General features: G+C 69.0%; 18 protein-coding genes. 7 read left to right on the forward strand and 11 right to left on the reverse strand.

The annotated features are described in order from the left end of the window. Positions 1-115: 115 nt before the first annotated feature. On the reverse strand, positions 116-637 hold the full coding sequence (locus CQ393_RS04040; protein WP_153190342.1) for a GNAT family N-acetyltransferase: 522 nt from the start codon (positions 635-637) through the stop codon (positions 116-118). Between the two features lie 73 nt (positions 638-710). After that, a complete protein-coding gene (locus tag CQ393_RS04045) occupies positions 711-2,696 on the reverse strand; it encodes a UvrD-helicase domain-containing protein (RefSeq protein ID WP_153190343.1) in 1,986 nt (661 codons plus the stop codon). Positions 2,697-2,838: 142 nt separating this feature from the next. Between CQ393_RS04045 and CQ393_RS04050 the strand changes: the two genes are divergently transcribed. Continuing rightward, on the forward strand, positions 2,839-3,459 hold the full coding sequence (locus CQ393_RS04050; RefSeq protein ID WP_153190344.1) for a thymidine kinase: 621 nt from the start codon (positions 2,839-2,841) through the stop codon (positions 3,457-3,459). Between the two features lie 66 nt (positions 3,460-3,525). Here the strand turns inward: CQ393_RS04050 and CQ393_RS04055 are convergent, their stop codons facing one another. Both CQ393_RS04055 and CQ393_RS04060 read right to left on the reverse strand, forming a co-directional pair. Beyond that, complete coding sequence (locus tag CQ393_RS04055) at positions 3,526-4,542, reverse strand: glycoside hydrolase family 16 protein (RefSeq protein ID WP_153190345.1); 1,017 nt, start codon at positions 4,540-4,542, stop codon at positions 3,526-3,528. Next, the gene (locus tag CQ393_RS04060) at positions 4,527-7,106 is read right to left on the reverse strand and encodes a glycoside hydrolase family 3 protein (protein ID WP_153190346.1); all 2,580 of its coding nucleotides are present in this window, start codon (positions 7,104-7,106) and stop codon (positions 4,527-4,529) included. The genes CQ393_RS04055 and CQ393_RS04060 overlap by 16 nt, the downstream gene beginning before the upstream one ends. 197 nt (positions 7,107-7,303) lie before the next feature. Here CQ393_RS04060 and CQ393_RS04065 point away from each other — a divergent pair, with 197 nt between their 5' ends. Beyond that, entirely contained in the window at positions 7,304-8,368 is a 1,065-nt protein-coding gene (locus CQ393_RS04065; RefSeq protein WP_153190347.1) for a LacI family DNA-binding transcriptional regulator, read from the forward strand. A gap of 60 nt (positions 8,369-8,428) precedes the next feature. Here the strand turns inward: CQ393_RS04065 and CQ393_RS04070 are convergent, their stop codons facing one another. Next, on the reverse strand, positions 8,429-8,650 hold the full coding sequence (locus tag CQ393_RS04070) for a hypothetical protein (protein WP_153190348.1): 222 nt from the start codon (positions 8,648-8,650) through the stop codon (positions 8,429-8,431). Here CQ393_RS04070 and CQ393_RS04075 point away from each other — a divergent pair. Continuing rightward, positions 8,649-11,717, forward strand: coding sequence for a TonB-dependent receptor (locus tag CQ393_RS04075; protein ID WP_153190349.1), 3,069 nt, complete (start codon positions 8,649-8,651; stop codon positions 11,715-11,717). The two genes, CQ393_RS04070 and CQ393_RS04075, sit on opposite strands and share 2 nt — an antisense overlap. A 169-nt stretch (positions 11,718-11,886) precedes the next feature. Further along, a complete protein-coding gene (locus CQ393_RS04080) occupies positions 11,887-12,903 on the forward strand; it encodes a cupin-like domain-containing protein (RefSeq protein ID WP_153190350.1) in 1,017 nt (338 codons plus the stop codon). A gap of 203 nt (positions 12,904-13,106) precedes the next feature. Here the strand turns inward: CQ393_RS04080 and CQ393_RS04085 are convergent, their stop codons facing one another. From CQ393_RS04085 to CQ393_RS04110, 6 genes are all read right to left on the reverse strand, one after another. Beyond that, a complete protein-coding gene (locus tag CQ393_RS04085; protein WP_153190351.1) occupies positions 13,107-14,567 on the reverse strand; it encodes an MFS transporter in 1,461 nt (486 codons plus the stop codon). A gap of 110 nt (positions 14,568-14,677) precedes the next feature. Further along, positions 14,678-17,320 carry a TonB-dependent receptor gene (locus tag CQ393_RS04090; protein WP_153190352.1) on the reverse strand — a complete coding sequence of 881 codons (2,643 nt, stop codon included), beginning with the start codon at positions 17,318-17,320 and terminating at the stop codon, positions 14,678-14,680. 277 nt (positions 17,321-17,597) lie between these two features. After that, positions 17,598-19,193, reverse strand: coding sequence for a glucan biosynthesis protein D (locus tag CQ393_RS04095; RefSeq protein ID WP_153190353.1), 1,596 nt, complete (start codon positions 19,191-19,193; stop codon positions 17,598-17,600). A gap of 106 nt (positions 19,194-19,299) precedes the next feature. Further along, on the reverse strand, positions 19,300-20,112 hold the full coding sequence (gene mutM, locus CQ393_RS04100) for a bifunctional DNA-formamidopyrimidine glycosylase/DNA-(apurinic or apyrimidinic site) lyase (RefSeq protein WP_153190354.1): 813 nt from the start codon (positions 20,110-20,112) through the stop codon (positions 19,300-19,302). A gap of 242 nt (positions 20,113-20,354) precedes the next feature. Further along, positions 20,355-20,726 carry an EF-hand domain-containing protein gene (locus tag CQ393_RS04105; RefSeq protein ID WP_153190355.1) on the reverse strand — a complete coding sequence of 124 codons (372 nt, stop codon included), beginning with the start codon at positions 20,724-20,726 and terminating at the stop codon, positions 20,355-20,357. Then, positions 20,723-21,925 carry a fatty acid desaturase gene (locus CQ393_RS04110; protein WP_153190356.1) on the reverse strand — a complete coding sequence of 401 codons (1,203 nt, stop codon included), beginning with the start codon at positions 21,923-21,925 and terminating at the stop codon, positions 20,723-20,725. Before CQ393_RS04110 ends, CQ393_RS04105 begins: the two co-directional genes overlap by 4 nt. 129 nt (positions 21,926-22,054) lie before the next feature. Between CQ393_RS04110 and CQ393_RS04115 the strand changes: the two genes are divergently transcribed. The 3 genes from CQ393_RS04115 to CQ393_RS04125 all read left to right on the forward strand — a co-directional run bounded on the left by CQ393_RS04115 (position 22,055) and on the right by CQ393_RS04125 (position 25,059). Further along, on the forward strand, positions 22,055-22,879 hold the full coding sequence (locus tag CQ393_RS04115; protein WP_153190357.1) for an ATP-binding cassette domain-containing protein: 825 nt from the start codon (positions 22,055-22,057) through the stop codon (positions 22,877-22,879). A 57-nt stretch (positions 22,880-22,936) separates the two neighbouring features. Next, positions 22,937-23,779, forward strand: a complete 843-nt coding sequence (locus CQ393_RS04120; RefSeq protein ID WP_228114254.1) for a phosphatase PAP2 family protein — start codon at positions 22,937-22,939, stop codon at positions 23,777-23,779. 170 nt (positions 23,780-23,949) lie between these two features. Then, positions 23,950-25,059 carry a glycoside hydrolase family 18 protein gene (locus CQ393_RS04125; RefSeq protein WP_153190359.1) on the forward strand — a complete coding sequence of 370 codons (1,110 nt, stop codon included), beginning with the start codon at positions 23,950-23,952 and terminating at the stop codon, positions 25,057-25,059. Positions 25,060-25,082 lie beyond the last annotated feature (23 nt).

The raw sequence follows: 25,082 nt of genomic DNA on the forward strand, positions 1-25,082 counted from the left end.
CATCGCCCGGAATGCCCCGCGAGGGGCAAACCCCTCGCCTACGGAGCGAGGCAGGTCGCGGTCATGCCCCCGGCATGCGCGTCCTGCGTCCCGCGCATCGGAAGTGCAACCCGAGCTACCGGATTGTCGGTCTGTTGAGGAAGAACAGCAGGTCCTCGTCCTTGCCGGGCAGGCGCACGGTGCCGGCGGCCCCGAAGCCAAGCTTCTCCAGCAGTGCTACCGAACGCGCATTGCCGGGAGCCACGATCGCGCACAGCGTATCCAGCCCCAGCGCGCTGCGCGCATGGGCCAGCACCGCCCGCGCCGCTTCCAGCGCATAGCCCTGGCCGGCATGGCGCTCCAGCAGCGCGTAGCCCACGTCGGCATGCGGCAGCGCCGCGCGATGCACCAGCCCGGCGTTGCCCAGCCACGTACCGTCGCTGCGCCGCTCGACCGCGTACATGCCATAACCATGGCGCGCATAGCTCACCATCGGACCGTTGCGGATGCAGTCGCGCGCCTGTTCCAGCGTGCGGATGCCGCGGTCGCCGATATGGCGGTGGAAGCCCGGCTCGTTGAGCAGCTCCAGCATCGCCGCGGCATCGCCGTCGTCGTCGCGCAGCGGGCGCAGCCGCAGCCGTTCGGTTTCGATCAACATCGCCTGCCCCGCCCATGGTCGTCGCCCGGCAGCGTCGCTCCGGCCGCGGACATGCGCAAGCGCCGGAGGACGCCTAGTCGAACAGCGCCTGGATCGCCGCCAGCCCGGCCTGCGCGCGCTCCTTCTTGTTCGCCGCGTCGGCCACCGGGTCGGCGCCATCGCGCTGGATCTCCGCCGCCGGCAGTTCGTCGAAGAAGCGGCTGGGCTTGAGCCGCACGTGCTCGCCGAACTTGCGGGTCAGGCGGCTGTAGCTCATCCACAGCTGGATCTTGGCGCGGGTGATGCCCACGTACAGCAGGCGCCGCTCCTCCTGCAGGTTGCCCTCGTCGAGGCTGACCTGGTGCGGCAGTACGCCGTCCTCACAGCCGACGATGAACACGTACGGGAATTCCAGGCCCTTGGAGGCGTGCAGGGTCATCATGCGCACCTGGTTGCCGCCGTCGTCCTTGTCGTTGCGCGAGATCAGCGCCAGCTGCGCGGCCATGTCCGCGGCGCTGGCGCCGCGCGGGCCGTTCTCGAACCACGAGGCCAGTTCTTCCAGGTTGTTGGCGCGGCGCTCGTAGCCGGCGGTGTCCTTGGCCTGGTGGCGCAGTTCGGCCAGCAGGCCCGAGTCCCTGGCCACGCGCCGCACCAGGTCGCCGGAGGAACTCTGGCGCATGTCCATGCGCAGCGCGCGCAGGATGTCGGTGAAGCGGCTCAGGCTGTTGGCCGCGCGCGGCGGCAGCTGCGCCAGCGCGCCCATCGCCTCGGCCGCCTGCGCCATCGACATGCCCTTCTCCGAGGCCAGTTCGGCCAGCTTGGCCAGGGTGCCGGCGCCGACGTCGCGCTTGGGCGCCTGCACCGCTCGCATGAACGCGGTGTCGTCGTCCGGGTTCACCAGCAGCCGCAGCCAGGCCAGCGTGTCCTTCACTTCCTGCCGTTCCAGGAACACGGTGCCGCCGGTCAGGTGGTAGGGCACGCCGACCAGCTGCATCGCCTTTTCCAGCGGCCGGCTCTGGAAGTTGCCGCGGAACAGGATGCAGAAATCGCTCCACGGCACGCGCCGGCTGGTGGCGATGAACTGGATCTCGGCGGCCACCTTCTCCGCCTCGTGCTCGCTGTTGCGGCATTCCCACACGCGGATGCGCTCGCCGTCGGCCTGGTCGGACCACAGCGTCTTCAGGTGCTCGTGCGGGTTGTGCGCGATCAGCGCGTTGGCCGCGCGCAGCACACGGTTGGAGCAGCGGTAGTTCTGCTCCAGCTTGATGATCTGCAGCGACGGATACTCCACCGCCATGTTCTGCAGGTTCTCCGGGTTGGCGCCGCGCCAGGCGTAGATGGACTGGTCGTCGTCGCCCACGCAGGTGAAGTTGCCGGCCGGCCCGGCCAGCTGCTTGAGCAGGCGGTACTGGGCGTCGTTGGTGTCCTGGCATTCGTCCACCAGCAGGTAGCCGATGCGTTCGCGCCAGGCCAGCGCGATGTCCGGGTTCTCCTCCAGCACCTGCACCGGCAGGCGGATCAGGTCGTCGAAGTCGACCGCGTTGAAGGCCGTCAGCCGCGCCTGGTACAGCTCGTACACCATGGCCGCGTCCTTCTCGCGGTTGCTGCGCGCCGCGCGCATCGCCTGCTCCGGCGAGAGGCCGGCGTTCTTGGCGCGCGAGATCAGGTTCTTCATGTCCTCGATGTCGTCGGGCTTGGCATTGCTGCCGCCCAGCAGGTCCTTGACCTGCGCCGCCGCGTCGTCGGCGTCGAAGATCGAGAAACCGCGCTTCAGGCCCACCGCGGCGTGCTCGATCTGCATGAACTTCAATCCCAGCGCGTGGAAGGTGCAGATGGTCACCTCCTCGGCCGGGCCACCGCGCAGGCGCTTGGCCACGCGCTCGCGCATTTCCTTGGCCGACTTGTTGGTGAAGGTGATCGCGGCGATGCGGCGGGCGCTGTAGCGGCCACTGCCGATCAGGTGGGCGATCTTCTCCACGATCACGCGGGTCTTGCCGCTGCCGGCGCCGGCCAGCACCAGCAGGGGGCCTTCGGTGTGCAGCACCGCCGCGCGTTGGGGAGGATTGAGGGAATCGAGCATCTGCAGGCGAGGAACGAGTGAACGGCAACGGGGAATGCGGGAGAGCCGGGGCCGGCCGGCGGCGGGTATTCTGTCACCTCGCAGGGCCAGCCGTTGCCTTCCGTTCCTCGTTCCCATTCACCACGTTCCCGTTCCCAGTCCCATGGCCAAGCTCTACTTCTACTATTCGGCGATGAACGCCGGGAAGACCACCACCCTGCTGCAGTCGGCGCACAACTACCGCGAGCGCGGCATGCGTGTGGCGATCCTGACCCCGCGCCTGGACCACCGCGCCGGCAGCGGCGTGGTCGCCTCACGGATCGGGCTGCAGGCCGAGGCCACCGCCTTCGACCACGACACCGACCTGCAACAACTGGTCGAACGCGACATGGCCGCGCACGGGCGCCTGGGCTGCGTGCTGGTGGACGAGGCGCAGTTCCTGAGCAAGGCACAGGTGTGGCAGCTGAGCGAGGTCGTGGACCAGCTGCGCATCCCGGTGCTGTGCTACGGCCTGCGCACCGATTTCCGCGGCGAGCTGTTCGAGGGCAGCCAGTACCTGCTGGCCTGGGCCGACGAGATGCAGGAGATCAAGACCATCTGCCACAGCGGCAAGAAGGCGACGATGACCGTGCGCGTGGACGGGAACGGTTTCGCGGTGCAGGACGGCCCGCAGGTGGAGATCGGCGGCAACGACCGCTACGTGTCGGTCAGCCGCGCCGAATTCAAGAAGATCACCCGCGGCGAGGGCCGCATCGAGCCGATGCAGGCGCCGCTGCCGCTGTAACGGGCGATCCTCGTAGGAGCGCACCTTGGTGCGCGATGAGGCCCCATCGCGCACCAAGGTGCGCTCCTACGGTTTCGGCCTCCCGGGGACGACCCGCTGCGCCGCCGGGTCGCGCGTGGCGCAGCCGCTGCCGTCGGGGCGGCCGGCACCGCAGCGGTAGACCCGCACGTAGTCCACCTGCATCGCCTGCGGGTAGGCGGCCGGATCGATGCCGGTGGCGTTGACCTTGCCCGCCCAGTCGCCGCCGACGGCGAGGTTGAGCAGCAGGTGGAATTTCGAGGCGGCATCGAACGGAGCGCCAGGCGGCGCATCGACCCAGCCGCCGCGCGCATCCTGCCGCTGCGAATACCAGTCTTCGGCGCGCTGGCTGGCGTAGTGCACGCCATCGACGTACCAGCGGATCTCGTCCTGCTCCCATTCCAGCGCATAGACGTGGAAACCATCGGCCGGGTTCGCGCTGCCGGGCAGCACATGCCAGGTGCCGGCATGCACGTTGCCGGGCGGCTGGCGGCCATAGTGCAGGGTGCCGTGCACGCGCGTTTCCGGGGTGCCGGGCGCGGCGCCGGGCATGTCCGAGGGCGTGCCCAGGTTCACCGCCTCCATGATGTCGATCTCGCCGGAAGCGGCCCAGCGCCCATGCGGCGAACCGGTGGGCAGCATCCAGATCGCCGGCCAGCTGCCCTGCCCGGCCGGCAGCCTAGCGCGGATCTCGAAACGGCCGAAGGTCCACTCCTGGCGGCCCTTGGTGCGCAGCCGCGCGGAGGTGTAGGGCAGCGTGGCACTGGCCGTGCCGCGGCCCTCCGGGGACGCGGGGCCGGTCCAGGTTTCGCGGCGGGCGACGATGTGCAGCAGGCCATCGGCCAGGTACGCGTTGGCGCCCGGCCGTCGATCGCGGCGCCGGGTGTAGCACTGCTGCTCGTGGTTGCCGCCACCCCAGCAGTTGTCTTCCAGCTCCCACTTCGACGGGTCGATGGCCTGGCCGTCGAACTCGTCCTGCCACACCAGCTCCCAGCCCGGCGGCGCGGCCTGCGCAGCACCGCCGGACAGGAGCGCCGCCGCCAGCAGGCTCAGGGCGCCGGGCATTCGACCTTCCGGTCGTAGTCGGTGCCGATGCTCACCCTGGCCAGCGACAGGCGCAGGCCGTCGCTGCCGCGCAGCGCGAACGGCATGTCCAGCCTGCCGGTATCGGCGCCGGCGCCGCGCAGGCACTTGAGCGGCACGCCAAGGCGCGCCCACTGGCCCTGCGGCAGCTTCGCCAGCGCGTCGCCGATGGCGATCTCGCCGCGGCAGCCGGCGCCACAGGTGGCCAGGTAATCCACCTTGCCGCCGGCGGGCAGCGCCTCGACCCGCACGCTGGCGATCGCCAGCACGTCGCCGTTGGTTTCCCGCACCAGGTCCAGCGGCATGTTCGCGCGCAGTTCGACGAGGCCGGCGCCCTTGAACGCGAACTGGCGCGCGCCTTCCTGCACGTCGGTGTTGACCGCGGTCATCACCACCGAACCGTCGGCGGTCGCGGCGTTGGGGTGCACGATGTCCATCGCCTCGCCGTCGGCGCCGGTCAGGCGCAGGGTCAGGCCGGTGGTCGCCACGCCGCGGTCGAACCAGACACTGGTGCGCGAGGCGTTCGGGTCGATGCCCGGGTCCTCGGACAACGCCGGCAGGTTGCCGTTGTCGGCGTAGGTCAGGCCGTAGCCGTAGGCGAACTGCGGGTCGTAGCCCTTCTGGCCGACGTTGTTGGCGTACTGGTCGGCGCGGCGCGGCCAGGAGAAGCTCAGCTTGCCGTGGAAGTCATGGCGTACGCTGCCGTCGGGCTTGCGCAGCAGCACGTCGGCGACGCCAGCGCCCTCCGAACCGGGCAGCCAGGCCGCGACGAAGGCGTCGGCGGCGTTGATCTCGCGGTTCATCCACAGCGGACGGCCACTGAGGAACACCGCCACCACCGGGATGCCGTCGGCCTTGAGCTTGCGGATCAGTTCCAGGTCGCCGGACTTGCCGCCCTTGAACATCAGGTCCGGCAGGTCGCCCTGGAACTCGGCGTAGGGTTCCTCGCCGAACACCACCACCGCCACGTCCGGCTTGCTCTTGTAGGCGCCATCGACGGCCAGTTCGGCCTTGCCGCCGGCCGCTTCCACCTGCGCCTTCATGCCGTCCCAGATGGTGTCGGCATTGGGGAAGTCGGCGCGCCTGGTGCCGTCGCCCTGCCAGGTCAGGGTCCAGCCGCCGGCCTGCTTGGCCATGTTGTCGGCGCCGTCGCCGGCTACCAGCACACGCTGCTTCGGCGCCAGCGGCAGCACGCCGCCCTGGTTCTTCAGCAACACCAGCGATTCGCGCACCGCCTGGCGCGCGACCGCGCGGTGTTCCGGCGCGCCGAGCAGCTCGAACTTGCCGCCCAGTGCGCGCGCCGAGGGCTTGGGCTTCTCGAACAAGCCCATGCGGAATTTGGCGCGCAGGATGCGGCGCACCGCGTCGTCCAGCCGCGCCACCGGCAGGGTGCCGTCCTTCGCATGCGCCAGGGTGCTTTCGTACATGCCCTTCCAGCTATCCGGGGCCATCGCCATGTCCAGGCCGGCGATGTAGGTCTGCGCGCAGTCGGTGTTGCTGCAGCCCTTGACCTGGCCGTGGCCGTTCCAGTCGCCGACGACGAAGCCGCCGAAGTGCATGCGCTGCTTCAGCACGTCGGTCAGCAGCGGCTTGTGGCCATGCATCTTCTCGCCGTGGAAGCTGTTGAATGAGGCCATCACCGACTGCGCGCCGGCGGCGATCGCCGGTATGTAGCCGGCAGCGTGGATGTCGCGCAGCTGCGCTTCATCGACCGTGGTGTCGCCCTGGTCCTTGCCGTTGTCGGTGCCGCCGTCGCCGAGGAAGTGCTTGACCGTGGTCATCACGTGGTGGTCGTCGAGGAAGTCCGGCGCGCCGGCCTTGCCCTGCAGGCCCTCGACGAACACCCCGGCGTAGCTGGCCACCAGCGCCGGGTCTTCCGAATAGCCTTCGTAGGCGCGGCCCCAGCGGTCGTCCTGCGGCACCGCCACGGTCGGCGCGAAGGTCCACTCCATGCCGGTGGCGCGGGTCTCGGCGGCGGTGATGCGGGCGATCTCGCGCAGCAGTTCCGGGTTGCGGGTGGCGCCGAGGCCGACGTTGTGCGGGAACAGGGTGGCGCCGACCACGTTGCTCTGGCCGTGCATGGCGTCGATGCCCCAGATGATCGGGATCGCCTTGCCGCCGCCGCGGGTATCCATCGAGGCTTCCCAGAACGCGTCGGCCAGCGCCAGCCAGTCCTTGGGCGGAGCGTTGTACTTGCCGCCGGGGTCGGAGCCGCCGCCGGCCAGGATCGAGCCGAGCCGGTACTTGCGCACGTCGTCCGGGGTGATGCTGGCGATGTCGCCCTGCACCACCTGGCCGACCTTTTCCTCCAGCGTCATCGCCGCCATGAGCGCGTCGATGCGTTTCTCCATCGCCGGGTCCAGCGCCAGCGGCCAGGCCGGCTGCGGCCAGTGCGCGGGGTCGATCCGGGCCGGCGCCGCGCCCTTCGAGGCCGGCGCGGCACCGACGACGGGCGCGCAGGCCAGCGCCAGCGCGACACCAAGCAGGAGGGGGCGCAGCCGTCGACGATCTGCGCAGGTGCGGGAATGCGGAAGGCTGGGCTTCATGGGCGAGGGTCTTCCTGGACGGGAGGGCTGGGAGAAACGCACGATTGTGCAGGACACCATGACAGCGTTGTCAGGCGAATGCAGAATAACGCCAGTACGCGATGATGGCTTGCTGCATAGCGGCACGCCGCATTGCGGATAAAGTTGCACCTGTATCCATGTGCGTTGGCACCTGCCTGGCGGGAACCGGGAACCATATGACTGGCAAGAAACGGGCGGTGGCCGAATCCACGCAGGCGACCGCGGGCAAGCCCGGGCGCGTGCGCATCGAGGACGTGGCGGCGACGGCGGGCGTGTCGATGAAGACCGTCTCGCGCGTGCTCAACAACGAACCGAACGTGTCCGAGCGCACCCGCACGCTGGTCGAAGCGGCGGTGGAGAAGCTGCGCTACCGGCCGCTGCCGTCGGCGCGCGTGCTGGCCGGCCGGCGCTCGTACCTGGTGGCCATGCTGTTCGACAACCCGTCCTCGAACTACCTGATGGAGATCGAGCTGGGCGTGCTCGACGCCTGCCAGGCGCAGCACTACAACCTGATGCTGGCGCCGCTGGTGTACGACGCCGCGGACATCGTGGGCAAGGTCGAATCGCTGATCATGCAGTCGCAGCTGGACGGCATCGTGCTCACCCCGCCGCTCACCGACGACACCGCGCTGCTGGAGCGCCTGGTCGACCTGGGCATCCCGTATTCCAGCATCTCCGCCAAGGAGCAGAACCGGCACGTGGGCGTGGTGGTGGACGAGATCGGCGCGGTCTGCGCGCTGATGGCGCACCTGGCCGCGCTCGGGCATACCCGCATCGCGCACATCAAGGGCCACGCCGCGCACGGCGCCGCCATGTGGCGCCTGGCCGGCTACCGCGAAGGCCTGCGCCGCGCCGGGCTGCGCTACGACACGGCGCTGGTGGTGGACGGCGAGTTCTCCTACGAATCGGGTTATGCCGGCGCCAACGCGCTGCTCGACCTGCCCGAGCGGCCGACCGCGATCTTCGCGGCCAACGACGACATGGCCGCCGGCGTCATCTGCGCCGTCTGCGAGCGCGGGTTGTCGGTGCCCGGCGATATTTCGGTCTGCGGCTTCGACGACACGCCGATCTCCCGCCAGATCTACCCGGCGCTGACCACCGTGCGCCAGCCCACCCGCGACATGGGCCGGGTGGCCGCGCAGGAGCTGCTCAAGGAGATCCGCGAGATGGGCAGCGGCGGCGTGGTCGACGTGGCCTACACGCTGCAGGTGCGGCGCTCCACCGGTCCGGCGCCGGACTGAAGCACGCAACGCGCGGGCTGCCGCCCGGAGTGGTCGGCGCCATCGGGTTTGCTCCCGCTGTCATCCGGCGCGATGGCTGCCGGCGATGTTTTGCGGCAATGCAAAATCTCCATTCCCCTTGTTCATCAACAGGTTGAAGCAAACCAGGCTTATTTTTTGGCGTCTGTTTGACAACGCTGTCAAATTAACTTCCAATCCAGTCGCCAGCCTTTCCGGCTGGATTCCACTTGAACGCACGACCATCCAAGAACCCATCTGAATCCCCGGGGAGGGAAGATTCATGAGGCAGTCTCGTGTTGCGCCGGAACGGCGCCTGTTGACCTCCGCGCTGATGCTCGCGCTCGCTTCGCCCGTCCTGGCCCAGGACGCCGGCAACAGCCAGGCCGAGGGCGCACCCAAGCAGGAAACCCTCCAGGCCACCGACCTGGACACCATCACCGTCACCGGCATCCGCGGCAGCCTGCAGTCGTCGATGAACCTCAAGCGCGACGCCTCGGGCATCGTCGACGGCATCGTCGCCGAGGACATCGGCAAGTTCCCGGACACCAACCTGGCCGAATCGCTGCAGCGCATTTCCGGCGTGTCGATCGACCGTTCGATGGGCGAAGGCTCGAAGGTCACGGTGCGCGGCGTCGGCCCGGACTTCAACCTGGTGCTGCTCAACGGCCGGCAGATGCCCGCATCGAGCATCGAGGCGACCAACGCCTCCAACTCGCGCGCGTTCGATTTCGCCAACCTGGCCTCCGAGGCCATCGCCGGCGTGGAGGTCTACAAGACCAGCCGCGCGTCCTCGTCCACCGGCGGCATCGGCGCGACCATCAACATCAAGACCGCGCGGCCGCTGGAAAGCGCTCCGGTAGCGAACTTCGGCATCAAAGGCGTGCACGACACCTCGGCTGGCAACCTGCCGGGCGTGATGAAGGGCGATTCGTGGACCGGCGAATATTCCGGCATCTTCAGCCGCAGGTTCGCCGATGACCGTTTCGGTTTCGCGCTGTCCGGCAGCTACCAGGACCGCGATCTCGGCTACAACGAAGGCGGTTCGGCAGGCGGCTGGTACGGCTGCCCGCGCTGGTGCGACCCGATGAGCAATCCTGCGCTGAGCGGCAACGCGACCAACCCGCCGGACGCGAGCGCCGGCGATGTCTATTCGATCCCGCAGAACATGCTGTACGCGCTGAACTCGGTGCAGCGCAAGCGCACCAACGCGCAGGCGGTGATGCAGTTCAAGGCCACCGACAACATCACCGCCACGCTGGACTACACCTATTCGGAAAACCGCATCCAGCACCGCCGCCACGAGTTGTCCACCTGGTTCAACCAGGCCACGTCGGAAAGCGCGTGGACCGATGGCCCGGTGGCGGCCCCGACCCACTACACCGAGTACGCCGGCTGCTACAACCCGTCCACCGACCAGTGGACCGCCAGCAACGCCTCCAACGTCTGCCCGGCCGGGTTCGAGCCGCGCTGGGGCGACCTGGCGATGGCCGGCGCGCTGTTCGCCACCAAGAACGAGAACAAGTCGCTGGGCTTCAACGTGGAATGGGCGGCCAGCGATTCGTTGAACCTGGAGTTCGACTGGCACCGTTCCACCGCCGAATCCGGCGCCGACAGCCCGTACGGCTCAAACAACGTGATCGGTACGGCCGCGTTCGTGCGCGGCGTGACCAGCGTGGACTTCAGCGGCAAGCTGCCGATCCTCGGGGTGATGCTGCCGGCGGGCATGAGCCAGGTGCCGGCCAGCGCGATGATGGTGACCGGTTCGTCGTTCCGCGACAGCTACATGAAGTCGGAAGTGGACCAGGGCCAGGCACGCGGCCGTTTCACCTTCGACAACTATTCCAAGCTGGATTTCGGCATCGCCAACACCAAGGTGCAGAACCGCACCGCCTACAACTTCGTGCAGCGCGACGACTGGGGCGGCTTCGGCGGCGGCGCGGCCGACTACGCCGACGACCTGTGGATCCCGGCGGACATGAGCCGCTACTTCAAGAGCTTCTCCAACAGCGGCGCGATGTTCGGCCAGTTCTTCGTGTTCGACTTCGACAAGGTGCGCGATGCCGCCATCGCCGCGCGCGGCGGCGACGCCGCCGCCTACCTGCGTCCGACCAGCTACACCACCGACCGCCGCACCACCGAGAAGTCGCAGAGCGCGTGGCTGCAGTGGAGCAACAGCTGGGGCGAAAGCCGGCCGTTGAACGCGGCCTTCGGCGTGCGCTACGAGAAGACCGAGGTGACCTCGCAGGCGCTGGTGCCGATCGCCACCGGCCTGCTGTGGACCGGCGGCAACGAGTTCTCGGTGCAGTACGGCGCGCCCGACTTCACCCAGCTCAAGGGCGACTACCGGTATTGGCTGCCGAGCGTGGACCTGGGCTGGGAAGTCAGCGACCAGATCGTGCTGCGCGCCAGCTACGGCCACAGCATCGGCCGGCCGCAGTGGAACCACATCCAGGGCGGGCAGACCATCGACTCGTTCGCCGCCTACGAGGGCGGTACCGGCGCGCAGGGCAACCCCGGCCTGAAGCCGCTGGAAGCGCGCAACTTCGACCTGTCGATGGAGTGGTACTACGGCGACGCCAGCTACGTGTCGGTGGGCTGGTTCCGCAAGGACATCGACAACTACATCGGCACCTCCAGCATCGACCTGCAGCACCCGGACCTGCACACGCCGGTGGGCGGCGCCTACTTCAACGCGGCGGTAGCCAACGGCTGCGTCCCGACCGGCGTCGACTTCCGCAACTGCGTGCGCCAGTACATCTTCACCAACTACGCCAATTCGCCGGGCGTGACGGTGACGGGCAAGGATTCCAGCGGCAACCTGACCGGCACCATCGCCGGCCAGCCGGGCGATCCGGCGGCGCTGTTCCGGGTCACTGTGCCGGTCAACAAGGATTCGAACGTGCTGCGCGGCTGGGAGTTCAACATCCAGCACATGTTCGGCGCCAGCGGCTTCGGCATGTCGGCGAACTACACCATCGTCGATTCCAACCTGACCTACGACAACTACAACCTCGACGAACAGTTCCCGCTGGTGGGCCTGAGCAATTCGGCCAACCTGGTCGGCTTCTACGACAAGGGGCCGTGGCAGATCCGCGCGGCCTACAACTGGCGCGACAAGTTCCTGAGCAGCACCTTCGACAGCTGGCGTCCCAACCCGCTCTATGTCGAAGACTACGGCCAGCTGGACGTGAACATCGGCTACCAGGTCAACGAGCGCCTGTCGCTGCACGCCGAGGCGATCAACCTCACCGACGCGACCATGCGCGTGCACGGGCGCAACGAGCGGCAAGCGTTCCTGGCCACGCAGACCGGGCCGCGCTACATGCTGGGCCTGCGCTACAAGTTCTAAACGCTCCACTGCCCGCATCCCGGCGACGGCTACTCTCCCCGTCGCCGGGATGCACGGCGGACCTGCGGTGGCGCCAGCGGATCGGCGCCAAAGGCGCCAGGAACGCCGACGGGCCGCAACCGATGCCGCGTCGGTTATCTTGCAGACTCCCGCCGGACGCGAGCCCCGCATGCCGCCCCTGCCGCCCGCCCAGTCCATCCGCGAAGCCGCGGCGCATACGTCGCTGGAAACGGTGTTGTCCTCGCCCGTGCCGCTGGTCGTGCGCGGCCTGGTCGCGCACTGGCCGCTGGTGGCCGCCGCGCGCCGCTCCGATGCCGAGGCGGTGGCCTACCTGAAGCGTTTCGCCAACGATGCGCTGCCGGCCATCGCTACCGTGGCCCCGCCCGAGGCGGGAGGCAGGATCTTCTACGATGCCTCCTTCACCGGCTTCAACTTCCGGCGCGAACAGGTGCCGCTCACGGCCGCGCTCAATACGCTGCTGAACTACGAAGGCCAACCCGACGCGCCCACCATCTACCTGGGCGCCACCACCTGCGATACCTGGCTGCCCGGCCTGGGTGCGGCCAACGCCGTCGACCTGGGCGCGCGCGCGCCGCTGGCCAGCATCTGGATCGGCAACCGCAGCCGCGTACCGGCGCACCAGGACCTGCCGGACAACCTCGCCTGCGTCGCGGCGGGGCGGCGGCGTTTCACTCTGTTTCCGCCGGAGCAGCTGGCCAATCTGTACATCGGGCCGCTGGACTTCACTCCCGCCGGGCAGCCGGTGAGCCTGGTCGATCCGCTGGCCCCCGACCTTGCGCGCTTCCCGCGCTTTTCCGAGGCCTGGCGGCACGCGCAGGTGGCCGAACTGGGGCCGGGCGATGCGTTGTTCATCCCGTCGATGTGGTGGCACCACGTCGAAGCGCTGGATGCCTTCAACGTCCTGCTCAACTACTGGTGGCGCAGCACGCCGGACTACCTCGGCGCGCCGCTGAACGCGCTGATGCTGGCCTTGCTGAGCATGCGCGACCTGCCCCCGGAACAGCGCGCGACATGGCAGGAGGTATTCCGCCACTACGTGTTCGAGTTCGACGCGGAAACGGTGGCGGGGCACATCCCCGCGCACGCCCGCCACGTGCTAGGCGAACTGGATGCCGACAAGGCTGCCAACCTGCGCGCGCACCTGCTGAAACGCCTGCAGTCCTGAGCTTTCCGGCAAAGCGCCGGAGGGCGCTGGCTGCGGGCATCGGCCGACAACGTCGGCGTGCCTGCTCCATCCAGCGTTGCCCTGCGTTGCCACCTGCCCCGGGGTCGGGCGCCATCGATACGCCGTGGGCGAGTGCCCCACAAAAAAACCCCGGCACCTTGCGGTACCGGGGTTTGTGGTTCCAGAAGACCTGGCAGGCCGGCTCAGTGCCCGCCTTCAGCCGCCAGCTTGTCCAGGTCGATGCCCTGGCGGCGCAGGGTACGCGTGGCGGCGACGGCATAGAACGCCAGGTAGGCGAAGCACAGCACGCCGACGATGAAGCTGTAATGCACGCCCACCTTGTCCGCCAGCGCGCCCTGCGCCCAGCTGACCAGTCCGCCGCCCATGATCATCATGACCAGCAGGCTGCTGCCCTGGTTGGTGGTGTTGCCCAGGCCGGTGATCGCCAGGGTGAAGATGCACGGCCACATCGTGCTGCAGAACAGGCCGACGCTGATGAAGGCGATCACGCTGGTCATGCCGGTGGTGAACATGCCGACCAGCTGCGCGGCGATGCCGCACAGGGCGAAGTACAGCAGCATGCGCGCCGGGTTGCCCTTGCTGGCCAGGGTGGCCAGGATCATCAGCACGATCACCGGCGCGTAGTGGAAGAACTGCGAGGCGTCGTGGCCGGAGATCGCGTTGACCGCTAGGTACACGCCGAAAGCGACGAACGGCAGCACCAGCATCAGCAGTTTCTTCGTGCCGGCGCCCACGTCGAATGCGCCCGCCGCGCCGCCCCAGCGACCGATCATCAGGCTGGCCCAGTACAGCGACACGAACGGCGCGATCAGCGCGGTCTCGATGCCCAGCCCGCCCTTCTCCACCGGCAGTTCCAGGTAGGCCGGCAGGTTGTCGATGGTGGAGACCTCCACGCCGACGTAGAGGAAGATGCCGATCATGCCCATGACCAGCTGCGGATAGGCCAGCGCCGACTTCCTGTGGATCAGCCGGCTGCTGTCCTGCGCTTCGGTCTCGGACAGTTTCTCCAGGTCGATGTGGTTGGGCACCGAGGAGAATTTCAGGAACAGCGCCACCAGCACGAAGGCCGCGCCCAGCACCAGGTAGGGCGTCTTGACGCTTTCGATGCTGGCTTCGGTATTGCCGGCGGCGACGCTGCCGAAGATGGCGATGCTCACCAGCAGCGGACCGACCGTGGTGCCCAGGTTGTTGACGCCGCCGGCCATGGTCAGGCGCTGCGAGCCGGTGGCCGGATCGCCCATGATGATGGCCAGGGTGTTGGCGGCGATCTGCTGCAGCGAGAAGCCCAGGCCGACGATGAACAGGCCCGACAGCATCAGGGTGAACGACCCCAGGTTGGCCGCCGGGTAGAACAGCAGCGCGCCCAGCGCCGAGATCAGCAGGCCGACGCAGATGCCGTTCTTGTAGCCGATGCGGTTGAGCACGTCCACGCCCATCGACTTGGACACGGCGACGTAGATCAGCGAGCCGACCGTGTAGGCGACGTAGAACGCGATCGCCACGTACATGCTCTGCGCCTGGGTCAGGTCGAAGGCTTTCTTGAACACTGGGATCAGGATGCCGTTGCTGGCGGCGACGAAGCCCCAGAAGAAGAACACCGTGATGAGTACACCGAACTGCGACCAGCGGGTTTTTTGGCTCATGGCTTTTCCGTCATGGCGGAACGTTGGCGTCAAGCGTGGCGTTGCCCACGCGCATCCGCGACGCGGCGGCCGGCAATGGCCGGCCGCCGCGGGCGGTCCATCCTGTCACATCAGAACTGGTAGCGCAGGCGCAGGCCGTAGCTGCGCGGATCGTTGAGGAAACGCACGTTGATGCCCGACCCGACCAGCGCCTTCTGCGAGATGTCGTTGTCCAGCAGGTTGTTGCCCCAGGCTTCCACGCGCCAGTGGCCGTCCAGCGTGGTCAGGCCGATGCCGGCGTTGACCGTGGTGCGGGCACGCTGGCGGTCGGGGAAGCCGGCTTCGACGGCGCCTTCGACGTGGTCCACCGTGCCGGCGGTGTCGGAGATGAACACCACGTCGCGGTTGTTGTACTGGGTCAGGTAGTAGGCCGAGCGGTACGAGGCCAACAGCTGCCAGTCCAGGGTGCCGAACGGCAGTTCCATGGTGTGTTGCAGGCGCGCGTTGAAGGTCAGCTTCGAGGCCAGCGGCAGTTCGTTGCCGGACAGGTCGATGATCGAGGTGATGCCGCCGGCGCCGTAGTTCTGGCTGCGCACATCGGCCACCTTGCCTTCCTTGATCTCGCTGTCCAGCCACAACGCGTTGAGGTTCAGCATCACGTTGCCGGGGAAGCGCAGCGCGCTTTCCAACTCGACGCCGTACACCGCCGACTTGCCGACGTTGCGGTTGACCAGCGAGTAGCCGGTGGCCTCGCCGGTGGACGGATTGGTGGCGATCACCGCCAGGTCCTGGAACACCTGGTCGCTGTAGTCGTAGTAGAAACCACTGACGTTGAAGGTGGAGGTGCGGCCCAGCATCTGGAACGAGTTCTTGCTGCCGATCTCGTAAGCGACGATGGATTCGGGCTTGAACGTCTCCGGGATCTCCTTCGGATCGAAGGTGTCGTTGAAACCGCCGGCCTTGTGGCCGCTGGAAACCAAGCCGTAGAGCAGGCTGTCGTCGGACACGTCGTATTCGAAGCCCACGCGCCAGTCGGTGAAGTTGAACTTGCTCCTGCCGAACTGCTGCGCCGGGATGCCGCTGATGGTGGCGTATTCGTACGGGCAGTTTGCAGTGTCGCCGCCGATGTCCGGCCGATCCACGCAGCCAAAGCTGCCACCGTTGGCCACGCCGCCGATCTGGTCGAGGATGGTGTCATTGCGACCATGCGACAGGATGCCCTGCAGCAGGAAACGCGCCATGTCCGCCTGCGAGGTGATGTTGCTCACATCGAAGTTGGGGCGCTTCATGAAGGCCGGCGCAAAGCCGGGCGTACCCAGTCGGGTGGAAAACCCGCCACCGGTGCCGACCAAGCCGATCGCCCAGTTGCCGCCGATGCCGTAGCGCGACTTCTCTTCCTGGGTGTAGCGCAGGCCGCCCTTCAGGCGCAGGCGATCGGTGACGTCGAAGGTGCCGTCGGCGAACGCGGCCGAGGAACGGCCGTTGACCTTGGGCATGGTGAATTCGGTGCCCGAGTACCAGCTGCCCTTGTCCACCAGCGACAGGTAGCCGACCTGCTGGTCCTCGTTGAAGTGGAACAGGCCGGTGGTCCAGCGCAGGCGCGCGTCGTCGGCCGAGGACAGGCGCAGTTCGTGGATGTAGGACTGCGACTGGGTCATCCAGTACTGGGTGGAATAGTTGTCGTAGTCGACGCCGCCGGGATTGGCGGGCGAGACCGGCTCGATGTTGCGGCCCGGCCACAGGATGCCTTCGCTCTGCGCGTTGGTCTGGCGGTAATCGACGTCGCGGTAGCTGGCGTTGTATTCCAGCGCCACCGGGCCGAAGTCGTAGCTGACGTTGGTCTGCGCGCCCCAGTTGGTGCTGTCCAGCGTGCCCTGGGCGCCGCGGTAGACGATCTTGCGCAGGTCCAGGTCGTCGGGCAGGTAGCCGGCCTTGGCCGCGGTGTAGACCGTGGCGCCCGGGTAGCCGGTGCCGCCTTCCTTGCCCATGTCGGCCATGGCGAACACCGACAGCTTGTCGTCGGGCTGGTACAGGAAGGACACGCGCGCGCCGTGCTCGTCCTGGATGCCGGCCGGGTCGAGCTCCTGCATCCTGCCGGCGTTCTCGAACGACGAATCCTTCTCGACCTTGTAGCCGGCCACGCGGATCGCGGCCCAGCCGCCCAGCGGCATGTTCAGCGCGAACTCGCCGCCGCGGTGGTCGCGGTTGCCGGCCTCGGCCTGCACGTAGCCGCCGAACGCCTCCAGGTCCGGGCGCTTGGTGATGATGTTGAGCGTGCCGGCCAGCGCGTTGCGGCCGCGCAGCGTGCCCTGCGGCCCCTTGTTGATCTCCACGCGTTCGATGTCGTAGAACATGCCGCCCAGGCCGCGCGGGCGCGGGATGTAGGCGCCGTTGATGTGCGGCGCGGCGCCCGGGTCGCCCAGTTCGGTGTTGTTGGACGAGCCGACGCCGCGGATGAAGATTTCCAGGTTGCCTTCCTGGTTGGCCATGCTCATGCCCGGCACCAGCGCCTGGATGTTGCGCAGCTCGTTGTTGATGCCCAGCGCGCGGGTGTCGTCGGCGGAGATCGCCTGCGCGGTGCCGGCGTATTTCTGCAGGTCCTGTTCGCGGCGTTCGACGGTGACGATCACCGCATCGAGCGTGGAGGCATCGCGTGCCTCGGTCTTTTCTTCCTGTTGCGCCGATTGCGCGGCGGCGGGCAGCGCGGTGGCGGTCGTGATCAGCGCAGCGAGGATCGCGCAGGCGAGCGCGTGTTGCCGGCAGTGGTTGGCCATCTGGTCTCTCTCCAAAGACTTTCGGAATGTTCGTGACGGCGTCGTGGCCGGCGACGGACGTTTTACGCGCCACCTGACAACGCTGTCAATCGCGGATCGGACACGACCCGCGCAGGCGTTGGCACGCCTGCAAACCATGGATCGGAAAGAGATTTTTCGCTGCAACGCAGCATGAAACCTGCGCCCATGTGCTGCGCGGCCCGTCCGCGACGGGGGCAATACGGCCCATCCGCGGTGCGTCGCATGGGGCGAACCGCGGATGGGCGACGCCGCAGGATCAGTACAGCGTGCGCTGGTCCGGCGGCGGCGGGCTGTACTGGTACAGCCAGGTCTCGGTGAGGGTCCTGCCGCCGCTGCGCAGGTACAGGCGGAGGTCGATCTGCTGCGTGCCGTCGTCCGGCGGCACCAGGTCGAACATGGCGCGGTAGCCCTTGATCTCGCGCAGCGGGCGGGCGGAGACGACTTCCACCCGGCCGCGGTTGGTTTCCACCACGGCTTCGACCTCGGCCTTGTCGATCAGGCCGGCCAGTTCGCCGCCCTCGAAATCCACCGCGAAGCGCCAGGAGAAATACCCGCGCTTCTTGCCGATCACCCCGCCCAGGCCGGTGCGGCTGGCCACGCACTGCGCCAGCGGCGGCCGCGCCGGCGGCTGCGCGCCCCAGTACAGGCGGTAGCCGACCAGCAGCTCCTGCCCGGGCTGCGGCTTCTGCTTCGGGTTCCAGAACGCGACGATGTTGTCGAAGGTCTCGTCGACCGTGGGAATCTCCACCAGCTGCACCGAGCCCTCGCCCCACTGTCCCTTCGGCTCCACCCACAGGCACGGGCGCTTCTCGTAGAACACGCCGTCGTCCTGGTAGTGGTCGAAGTCGCGGTCGCGCTGCAGCAGGCCGAAGCCGCGCGGGTTGTCGTCCACGAACATGTTGAAGCGCAGTTGCGCCGGGTTGCACAGCGGGCGCCAGATCCATTCGCCGGCGCTGTTCCACATCGACAGGCCGTCGGTGTCGTGGATTTCCGGGCGCCAGTCCCAGGCCATGCGGCGGTCGTTCTCGCCGACCTGGTACATGCTGGTACAGGGCGCGATGCCCAGCCGTTCGATTTCCCGGCGTGGGTACAGCGCGCTGTCGATGTCCATCAGCAGCACGTCGCCATTGGTGATGGCGAAGCGGTAGGCGCCGGCCACGCTCGGCGAATCGAGCAGGCCGTAGACGACGACGGTGTCGGAGTCGCGCGCCGGCTGCTCCAGGTAGTACGCGATGAAGTCCGGGAATTCCTCCGGCCTGCCCATGCCGGTATCGATCGCCAGACCGCGCGCAGACTGGCCGTACTGGCCCTCCTTGCCCACCGCGCGGAAATAGCTGGCGCCGAGGAACGCGGCGAAGTCGCGCTCGGTATCGGCACGGGTATTGAGGCGGAAGCCGGCAAATCCCAGGTCCGCCGGCAGGCGGCCGCCATGGATGCCGCTGCTGCCGTAGTCGAACGCGGCGCCGTCATAGGCCAGCTCCTGGGCCTTGCCGTCGACCACGTCGAACATGCGCACCGGCGTGTGGAAATACAGGCCCAGGTGGAAAAATTTGGCCTGGAACTTCCCGGGCTGGTCGGCCCACAGCGCATGGTCCTGGCGGTAGCGGATGGACTGGTACTGGTCCCAGTCCAGCGCTTCCACTTCCGGCGGCAGACTGCGCTTGTGGCTGCGGTACGGGGCCTGCGCCAGCGCGCGCGCCTGTCCCTTCAGCGCGGCGAAATCGAACGGCTGCGGCTGGCCCGTGCGGCGCAGGCCAAGCTGCCTGTCGGCGGCGGCGCAGGCCGGCAGCGCCGGCAATCCGAAAGCGGCCAGGGCCAGCGAGGCGCGCTGGAGGAAGTCGCGTCGATCCATGCGTTCGTCCGGTAGGAGTTGGGCGGATGATAGGCAGGCGCGGGTGAACGGAGGTAAGCCGCGGGTGAAGGCAGGAACGTGCCCGCGGGCCGGCCTGCCCGGCCGTTCACCGCTGGCAGTGGCCGCACCACACGGTGGCGCGCTGGCCGATGCTGGCGTGGCGCAGCACGCGCCCGCAGCGCACGCAGGCCTCGCCCTCGCGGCCGTATACCGACAGCTCCTGCTCGAAATAGCCGGGCGCGCCGTCGGGGCTGATGAAGTCGCGCAGGGTGGTGCCGCCGCGGGTAATGGCATGGCCGAGGATGTCCTTCACCGCCATGGCGAGCCGCTGGTAGCGTTCGCGCGACACCTTGCCGGCTTCGCGCAGCGGGCCGATGCCGGCCATGAACAGGCTTTCGGCGGCATAGATGTTGCCGACGCCGACGACGATGCGCTGGTCCATCAGGAACGCCTTGACCGGCGCGCTGCGGCCGCGGCTGCGCGCGAACAGGTAGTCGCCGTCGAACGCGTCGTCCAGCGGCTCGGGCCCGAGGTCGCGCAGCAGCTCGTGCGTCTCGCCCGAAGGCTGCCACAGCAGGCAGCCGAACCGGCGCGGGTCGTTGAAGCGCAGCAGGCGCCCGTCCTCCAGGCTGATGTCCACGTGGTCGTGCGTGCGCACCGGCGTATCGCCGGGCAGCACGCGCAGGCTGCCGGACATGCCCAGGTGCAGCAGTGCGCTGCCGGCATCGGTGTCCAGCAGCAGGTATTTGGCGCGGCGGCGGATCGCGGCGATGCGCTGGCCGGGCAGCTCGCGCTCGACCTCCGGCGGGATCGGCCAGCGCAGGTCCGGCCGGCGCAGGATCACGCCATGGATGCGGCGCCCCTGCAGGTGGGGTTCCAGGCCGCGGCGGGTGGTTTCGACTTCGGGCAGTTCAGGCATGCGGCGATTGTAGTGCGGGGGCACGCCATCGCTTCACGCTATCGCCCCAAGGTTTGCGTTGCAAACCGCGGGCCCCGTCTTTCGCCTGCCACACCCCGCGCTTTCGGCTTGCCCCCTGACTCAGGGGGTACGCGCCATCGCTCCGCGCTGTCGCCCCACGATTTGCGGTGCAAACCGCGGGCCCCGTCTATCGCTTGCCACATCCCGCGTCTTGGCCACGGGGTGTGGCTGGAGAACCATGGTCAGCGCGGCGGCGCCATCAGTTCGCGCGCGCTGAGGTAGCCGTCGCCATCGGCGTCCTGCCTGTGGAAACGCGCGCGTATCACCTGCTTCTGCTGCTCGCGGGTGATCGGCCGGCCGCGGCCGCCGGGCTGCTCTTCCGGTTCCAGCACGCCGTCGCCGTTGCGGTCCATGCGGTCGAAGGCATACAGCATCCATTGCAGGTATTCGTCCGGACTTACCCGTCCGTCGCCATCCAGGTCCATGCGCCGCAGGTACTCGGCGGTGTCCTGCACCTGCGCCGGCGCGGCCCATGGCAGCGTCGCCGCCAGCAGGAACGACAGACGCCGCACGAGGCGGCGTCTGCGGGTGGAACACGGGATGCGGCCGGTCATGCCGCGCTGAGCGAATAACCCTTCAGCCGCGCCGCGTAGGCCTGCAGGGCGGCCACGCCGCTGGCCTCGGCCTCGTGGCACCACTGTTGCAGATGTCGCAGGCGTTCGGCGGCATCGTGGGTGCGCGCTTCCAGCAGCGCGGCCAGGCGCGCGCGGTGCTCGACCAGCAGCTGGATGCGCGGGCGCTGGCTCACCCACTGCTGCAGCTGGTCGCGGCAGGCCGGCTTGAGCCAGCGGCCGTCGTTGACCAGTCCCTTGCGCATGCGCCGCGGCAGCAGCTTGCGCAGCTTGGCGCCGGCGGCGGCGGCTTCCTCGCGCAGGGCCGGCGCGAACACGTTGCGCTGGTAGTCGGTCATCGCCTGGAAGCGGTGCGAGAGCAGCGCCCTGAGGGTGTCGGCATCGGGCACGGTGATGTTCGGGCGTATGTCCATGGTCGGCGCCACGCGCAGTACCTTGGCCAGGCCCAGCGCCTGCAGCAGGCGGATCGCCTGCCAGCCGATGTCGAACTCCCAGCGGCGCATCGAGAAGCGCGCCGAGCTGGGGAAGGCGTGGTGGTTGTTGTGCAGCTCCTCGCCGCCGATCCAGAACGCCCAGGGCGTCAGGTTGGTCGAGGTATCGGCCGATTCGAAGTTGCGGTAGCCCCACCAGTGGCCCAGGCCGTTGACCACGCCGGCGGCCCAGAACGGAATCCACGCCATCTGGATCGCCCACAGCGCGATGCCCGGCAGGCCGAACAGCACGAAGTTCAGCGCCAACAGGAACACCGGGCCGAGGTTGGCGTGCGGGGTGTAGAGGTGGCGCTCGATCCAGTCCTCCGGCGCGCCGCGGCCGTACTGCTCGATGTCGCCGCGCTGCGCGCGGGCTTCGCGGTACAGCTCCACGCCGCGCCAGAACACGCGGCCGATGCCCTTGGTCACCGGGCTGTGCGGATCCTCGTCGGTTTCCACCTTGGCGTGGTGCTTGCGGTGGATGGCCACCCACTCGCGGGTGATCATCGAGGTGGTCAGCCACGTCCAGAAACGGAAGAAGTGCGCGACCAGCGGGTGGAAGTCCACGCCGCGGTGGGCCTGGCTGCGGTGCAGGTACAGGGTCACCGCGAAGATGGTGAGCTGGGTGAACACCAGCAGCACCGCCAGCATGCCCCACCAGCCCAGGCCGGCGAGGCCGCCGGTGAGGAAGTCGAGGAGGGTGTTGGACATCGTGGAACTCCAGGTCGTTCGGTGGCAGATGAAACCGTGGATACACATGATGGGGCCTGTAGCGGCAAACTTCATCCACCCGGAGCGCGATTTCCGGTCCAATCCTTCACCTGCCCCGCCGCCGCCTGAATGTCCACCGCACCCGCCGCCGTCGCGGCCCCCCTGATCGAACTGGACCACGCCTGCGTCGTCCGCGGCCAGGTCCGGGTCCTGCATGAACTCGACCTGCGCATCGAACAGGGCCAGCACACCGCCATCCTCGGCCCCAACGGCTGCGGCAAGTCCTCCTTCATCAAGCTGATCACGCGCGAGCTGTACCCGCTGGCGCGCGCCGACGGCCACGTGCCGGTCCGGGTGATGGGGCAGACCCGCTGGCAGGTGGACCGGCTGCGCTCGCAGCTGGGCATCGTCACCGGCGACCTGTCCAGCAACCTGTCCGACATGCCCGGGCTGGGCGTGGAGGAGGCGGTGATCTCCGGTTTCTTCGCCAGCTACGTGGTGCCGGCGCACCGCGACGTCACCGACGCCATGCGCGAACGCGCGCGCCACGCGCTGGCACTGGCCCGCGCCTCGTCGCTGCTGGGCCGCAGTTACGCCGAACTGTCCGCCGGCGAGACCCGCCGCGTGCTGATCGCCCGCGCGCTGGTCAACCAGCCGCGCGCGCTGCTGCTGGACGAACCTTCCACCGGGCTGGACCTGATCTCGCGCCAGCACCTGATCGACACCATGCGCCACCTCGCCGGGCAGGGCATCACCCTGGTGCTGGTCACCCACCACATCGAGGAAGTGATCCCGGAAATCCAGCGCGTGGTGCTGATGAAGGGCGGCCGCATCTTCGCCGATGGCCTGCGCGGCGAGCTGCTGCGCGCCGGCCCGCTGTCGGAGGTGTTCGGCGGCCCGATCGAGGTGCGCGAGGACGACGGACGGCTGACCGCCTGGGCCCGCGCGGTGTAGGTCGGCGCCGGCGTCGGTGCGATGATGCCGTCCCGTTCCATCCGTCCACGCCCCTCGATGTCCCGTTCCCCGTTTCCGCCGCGCTTGGGCGCGGCCTTCGTCCTGGCCGCCGCGCTCGGCGCCTGCGCCAGCGCACCGGCGCCCGTTTCCACCGGCCACGGCGCGATTCCCGCCCCGGCGCCGACCGGCTACCTGCAGGGCGACGCGATCCCCGACAGCCTGGCGCTGAGCCCGCCACCGCCGGCGCCCGGCTCGGCCTGGGCCGCGCTGGACGACGCCGTCGCCCGCCAGGCCACCGCGCTGCGCGGCAGCGCGCGCTTCCAGCAGGCCCATGCCGACGCCGACCTGCGTTTCCCCGCCGGCGCCGGGCAGTTCAGCTGCGCGCTCGGGGTGCCGGTCGATGCCGGACGCACGCCGGCCCTGTACCGCCTGCTGCAGCGCAGCCTGATCGACGCCAGCGCGGCGACCCGCGCGGCCAAGAACCGGTACCAGCGGCCACGCCCGTTCATGGTCAACGGCCAGCCGACCTGCACGCCCGACGACGAACCGCACCTGCGCGGCAGCGGCTCCTACCCGTCGGGCCACACCGCCATCGGCTGGGCCTGGGCGCTGATCCTGGCGGAGATCGCTCCCGAGCGCGCCACCGCGCTGCTCGAACGCGGCCGCAACTACGGCCACAGCCGGCTGGTGTGCAACGTGCACTGGTACAGCGATGTGCAGCAGGGCCAGGCGATGGGCGCGGCCACCGTCGCGCGCCTGCACGACAACGCCGGATTCCGCGCCGACCTGGCCGCGGCGCGGCAGGAGATCGCCGCCGCGCGCGTGCAGGCGCTGCCGGTGCCGCGCGACTGCGCCGCCGAAGCCGCCACGCTGGAAACCGACCTGCCCGAAGCGCGCTGACTGCCTTTCGTAGGAGCGACTTCAGTCGCGAAGGGGCTTTACCGGGAAGGCCCCTTCGCGACTGAAGTCGCTCCTACGGTTTCCCGTGGCTGCCGGTTTCAGGCGTTACCTCGCGCGGCGGCGCCCACCATAGCGGCTAGAGTTGGCGCTCATCCTTGCCAGGGCCTTCCATGTCCGCATCACACCGCCGCCTGCGCGCCCTGCTGGCGACCGCGCTGCTCGCCTTCGCCGCCGCCGCACAGGCGCAGCCCTTCCGCCTGATCGGCTACGTGACCGACGGCCCGGCGCCGCCGCGGCTGCCGGCCGCGCAGCTGGACGTGGTCAACTTCGCCTTCGCCAAGGTCGCGCCCGATGGCAGCCTGTACCTGCCCGACAGCGTCGACCCGGCGCACGTGCACGCGCTCGTCGCCCATCGCGCCGACAACCCTGCGCTGAAGATCGTGCTGTCCATCGGCGGCTGGGGCGCCGGCAACTTCTCCGAGGCAGCCGCCACCGCGGTCGCACGCGCGCGTTTCATCGACAGCGGCGTTGCCCTGCTCCACCGCTTCGACCTGGACGGCCTGGACATCGACTGGGAATACCCGACCCTGGGCGACGCCGGCATCAGGCACAGCCCGGACGACCGCCGCAATTTCACCCTGCTGCTGGAAGAACTGCGCGCGCGGCTGGACGGGGAAGGCCAGGGCCAACGCCACTACCTGCTGACCATCGCCGCGGCCGAGGGCCGTTTCGCCGAAGGCCTGGAACTGCCGCGCATCGCCCGGTCGCTGGACTGGATCAACCTGATGACCTACGACTTCCACGGCAGCCTGACCCCGACCACCGGCCACCAGAGCGGGCTGGCGCGTTCGGCGCTGGCGCCGGCGGACGAACGCACCACCGAAGGCGCGGTGCGCTACTTCCTCGACGCCGGCGTGCCGGCGGACAAGATCAACGTCGGCGTGCCGTTCTACGGCCGCCGCTTCGGCGACGTGGAGCCGGTCGATGCCGGCCTGTACCGCAGGTTCGGCAGCGAGGGCGGTTTCATCGACTGGGGCGAGATCGTGCGCAGCCGCCTCGGCGCGCCGGGCTGGGAGCGCCACTGGGACGCGCAGGCGCAGGTGCCGTGGCTGTGGAATCCCGCCACCCGCCAGCTGATCACCTACGACGACCCGCAGTCGCTGGCGATCAAGGCCGATTACGTCCGGCGCAACCGGCTCGGCGGCATCATGTACTGGGAACACCGGCTGGACGACGGCCAGCTGCTGGACGCGCTGCACAAGGCGCTGCACGCGCGCTGAGCGCCGGCGGAACCGTAGGAGCG

It is taken from the genome of Stenotrophomonas sp. MYb238 (assembly GCF_009496535.1).
Classification (GTDB): domain Bacteria; phylum Pseudomonadota; class Gammaproteobacteria; order Xanthomonadales; family Xanthomonadaceae; genus Stenotrophomonas.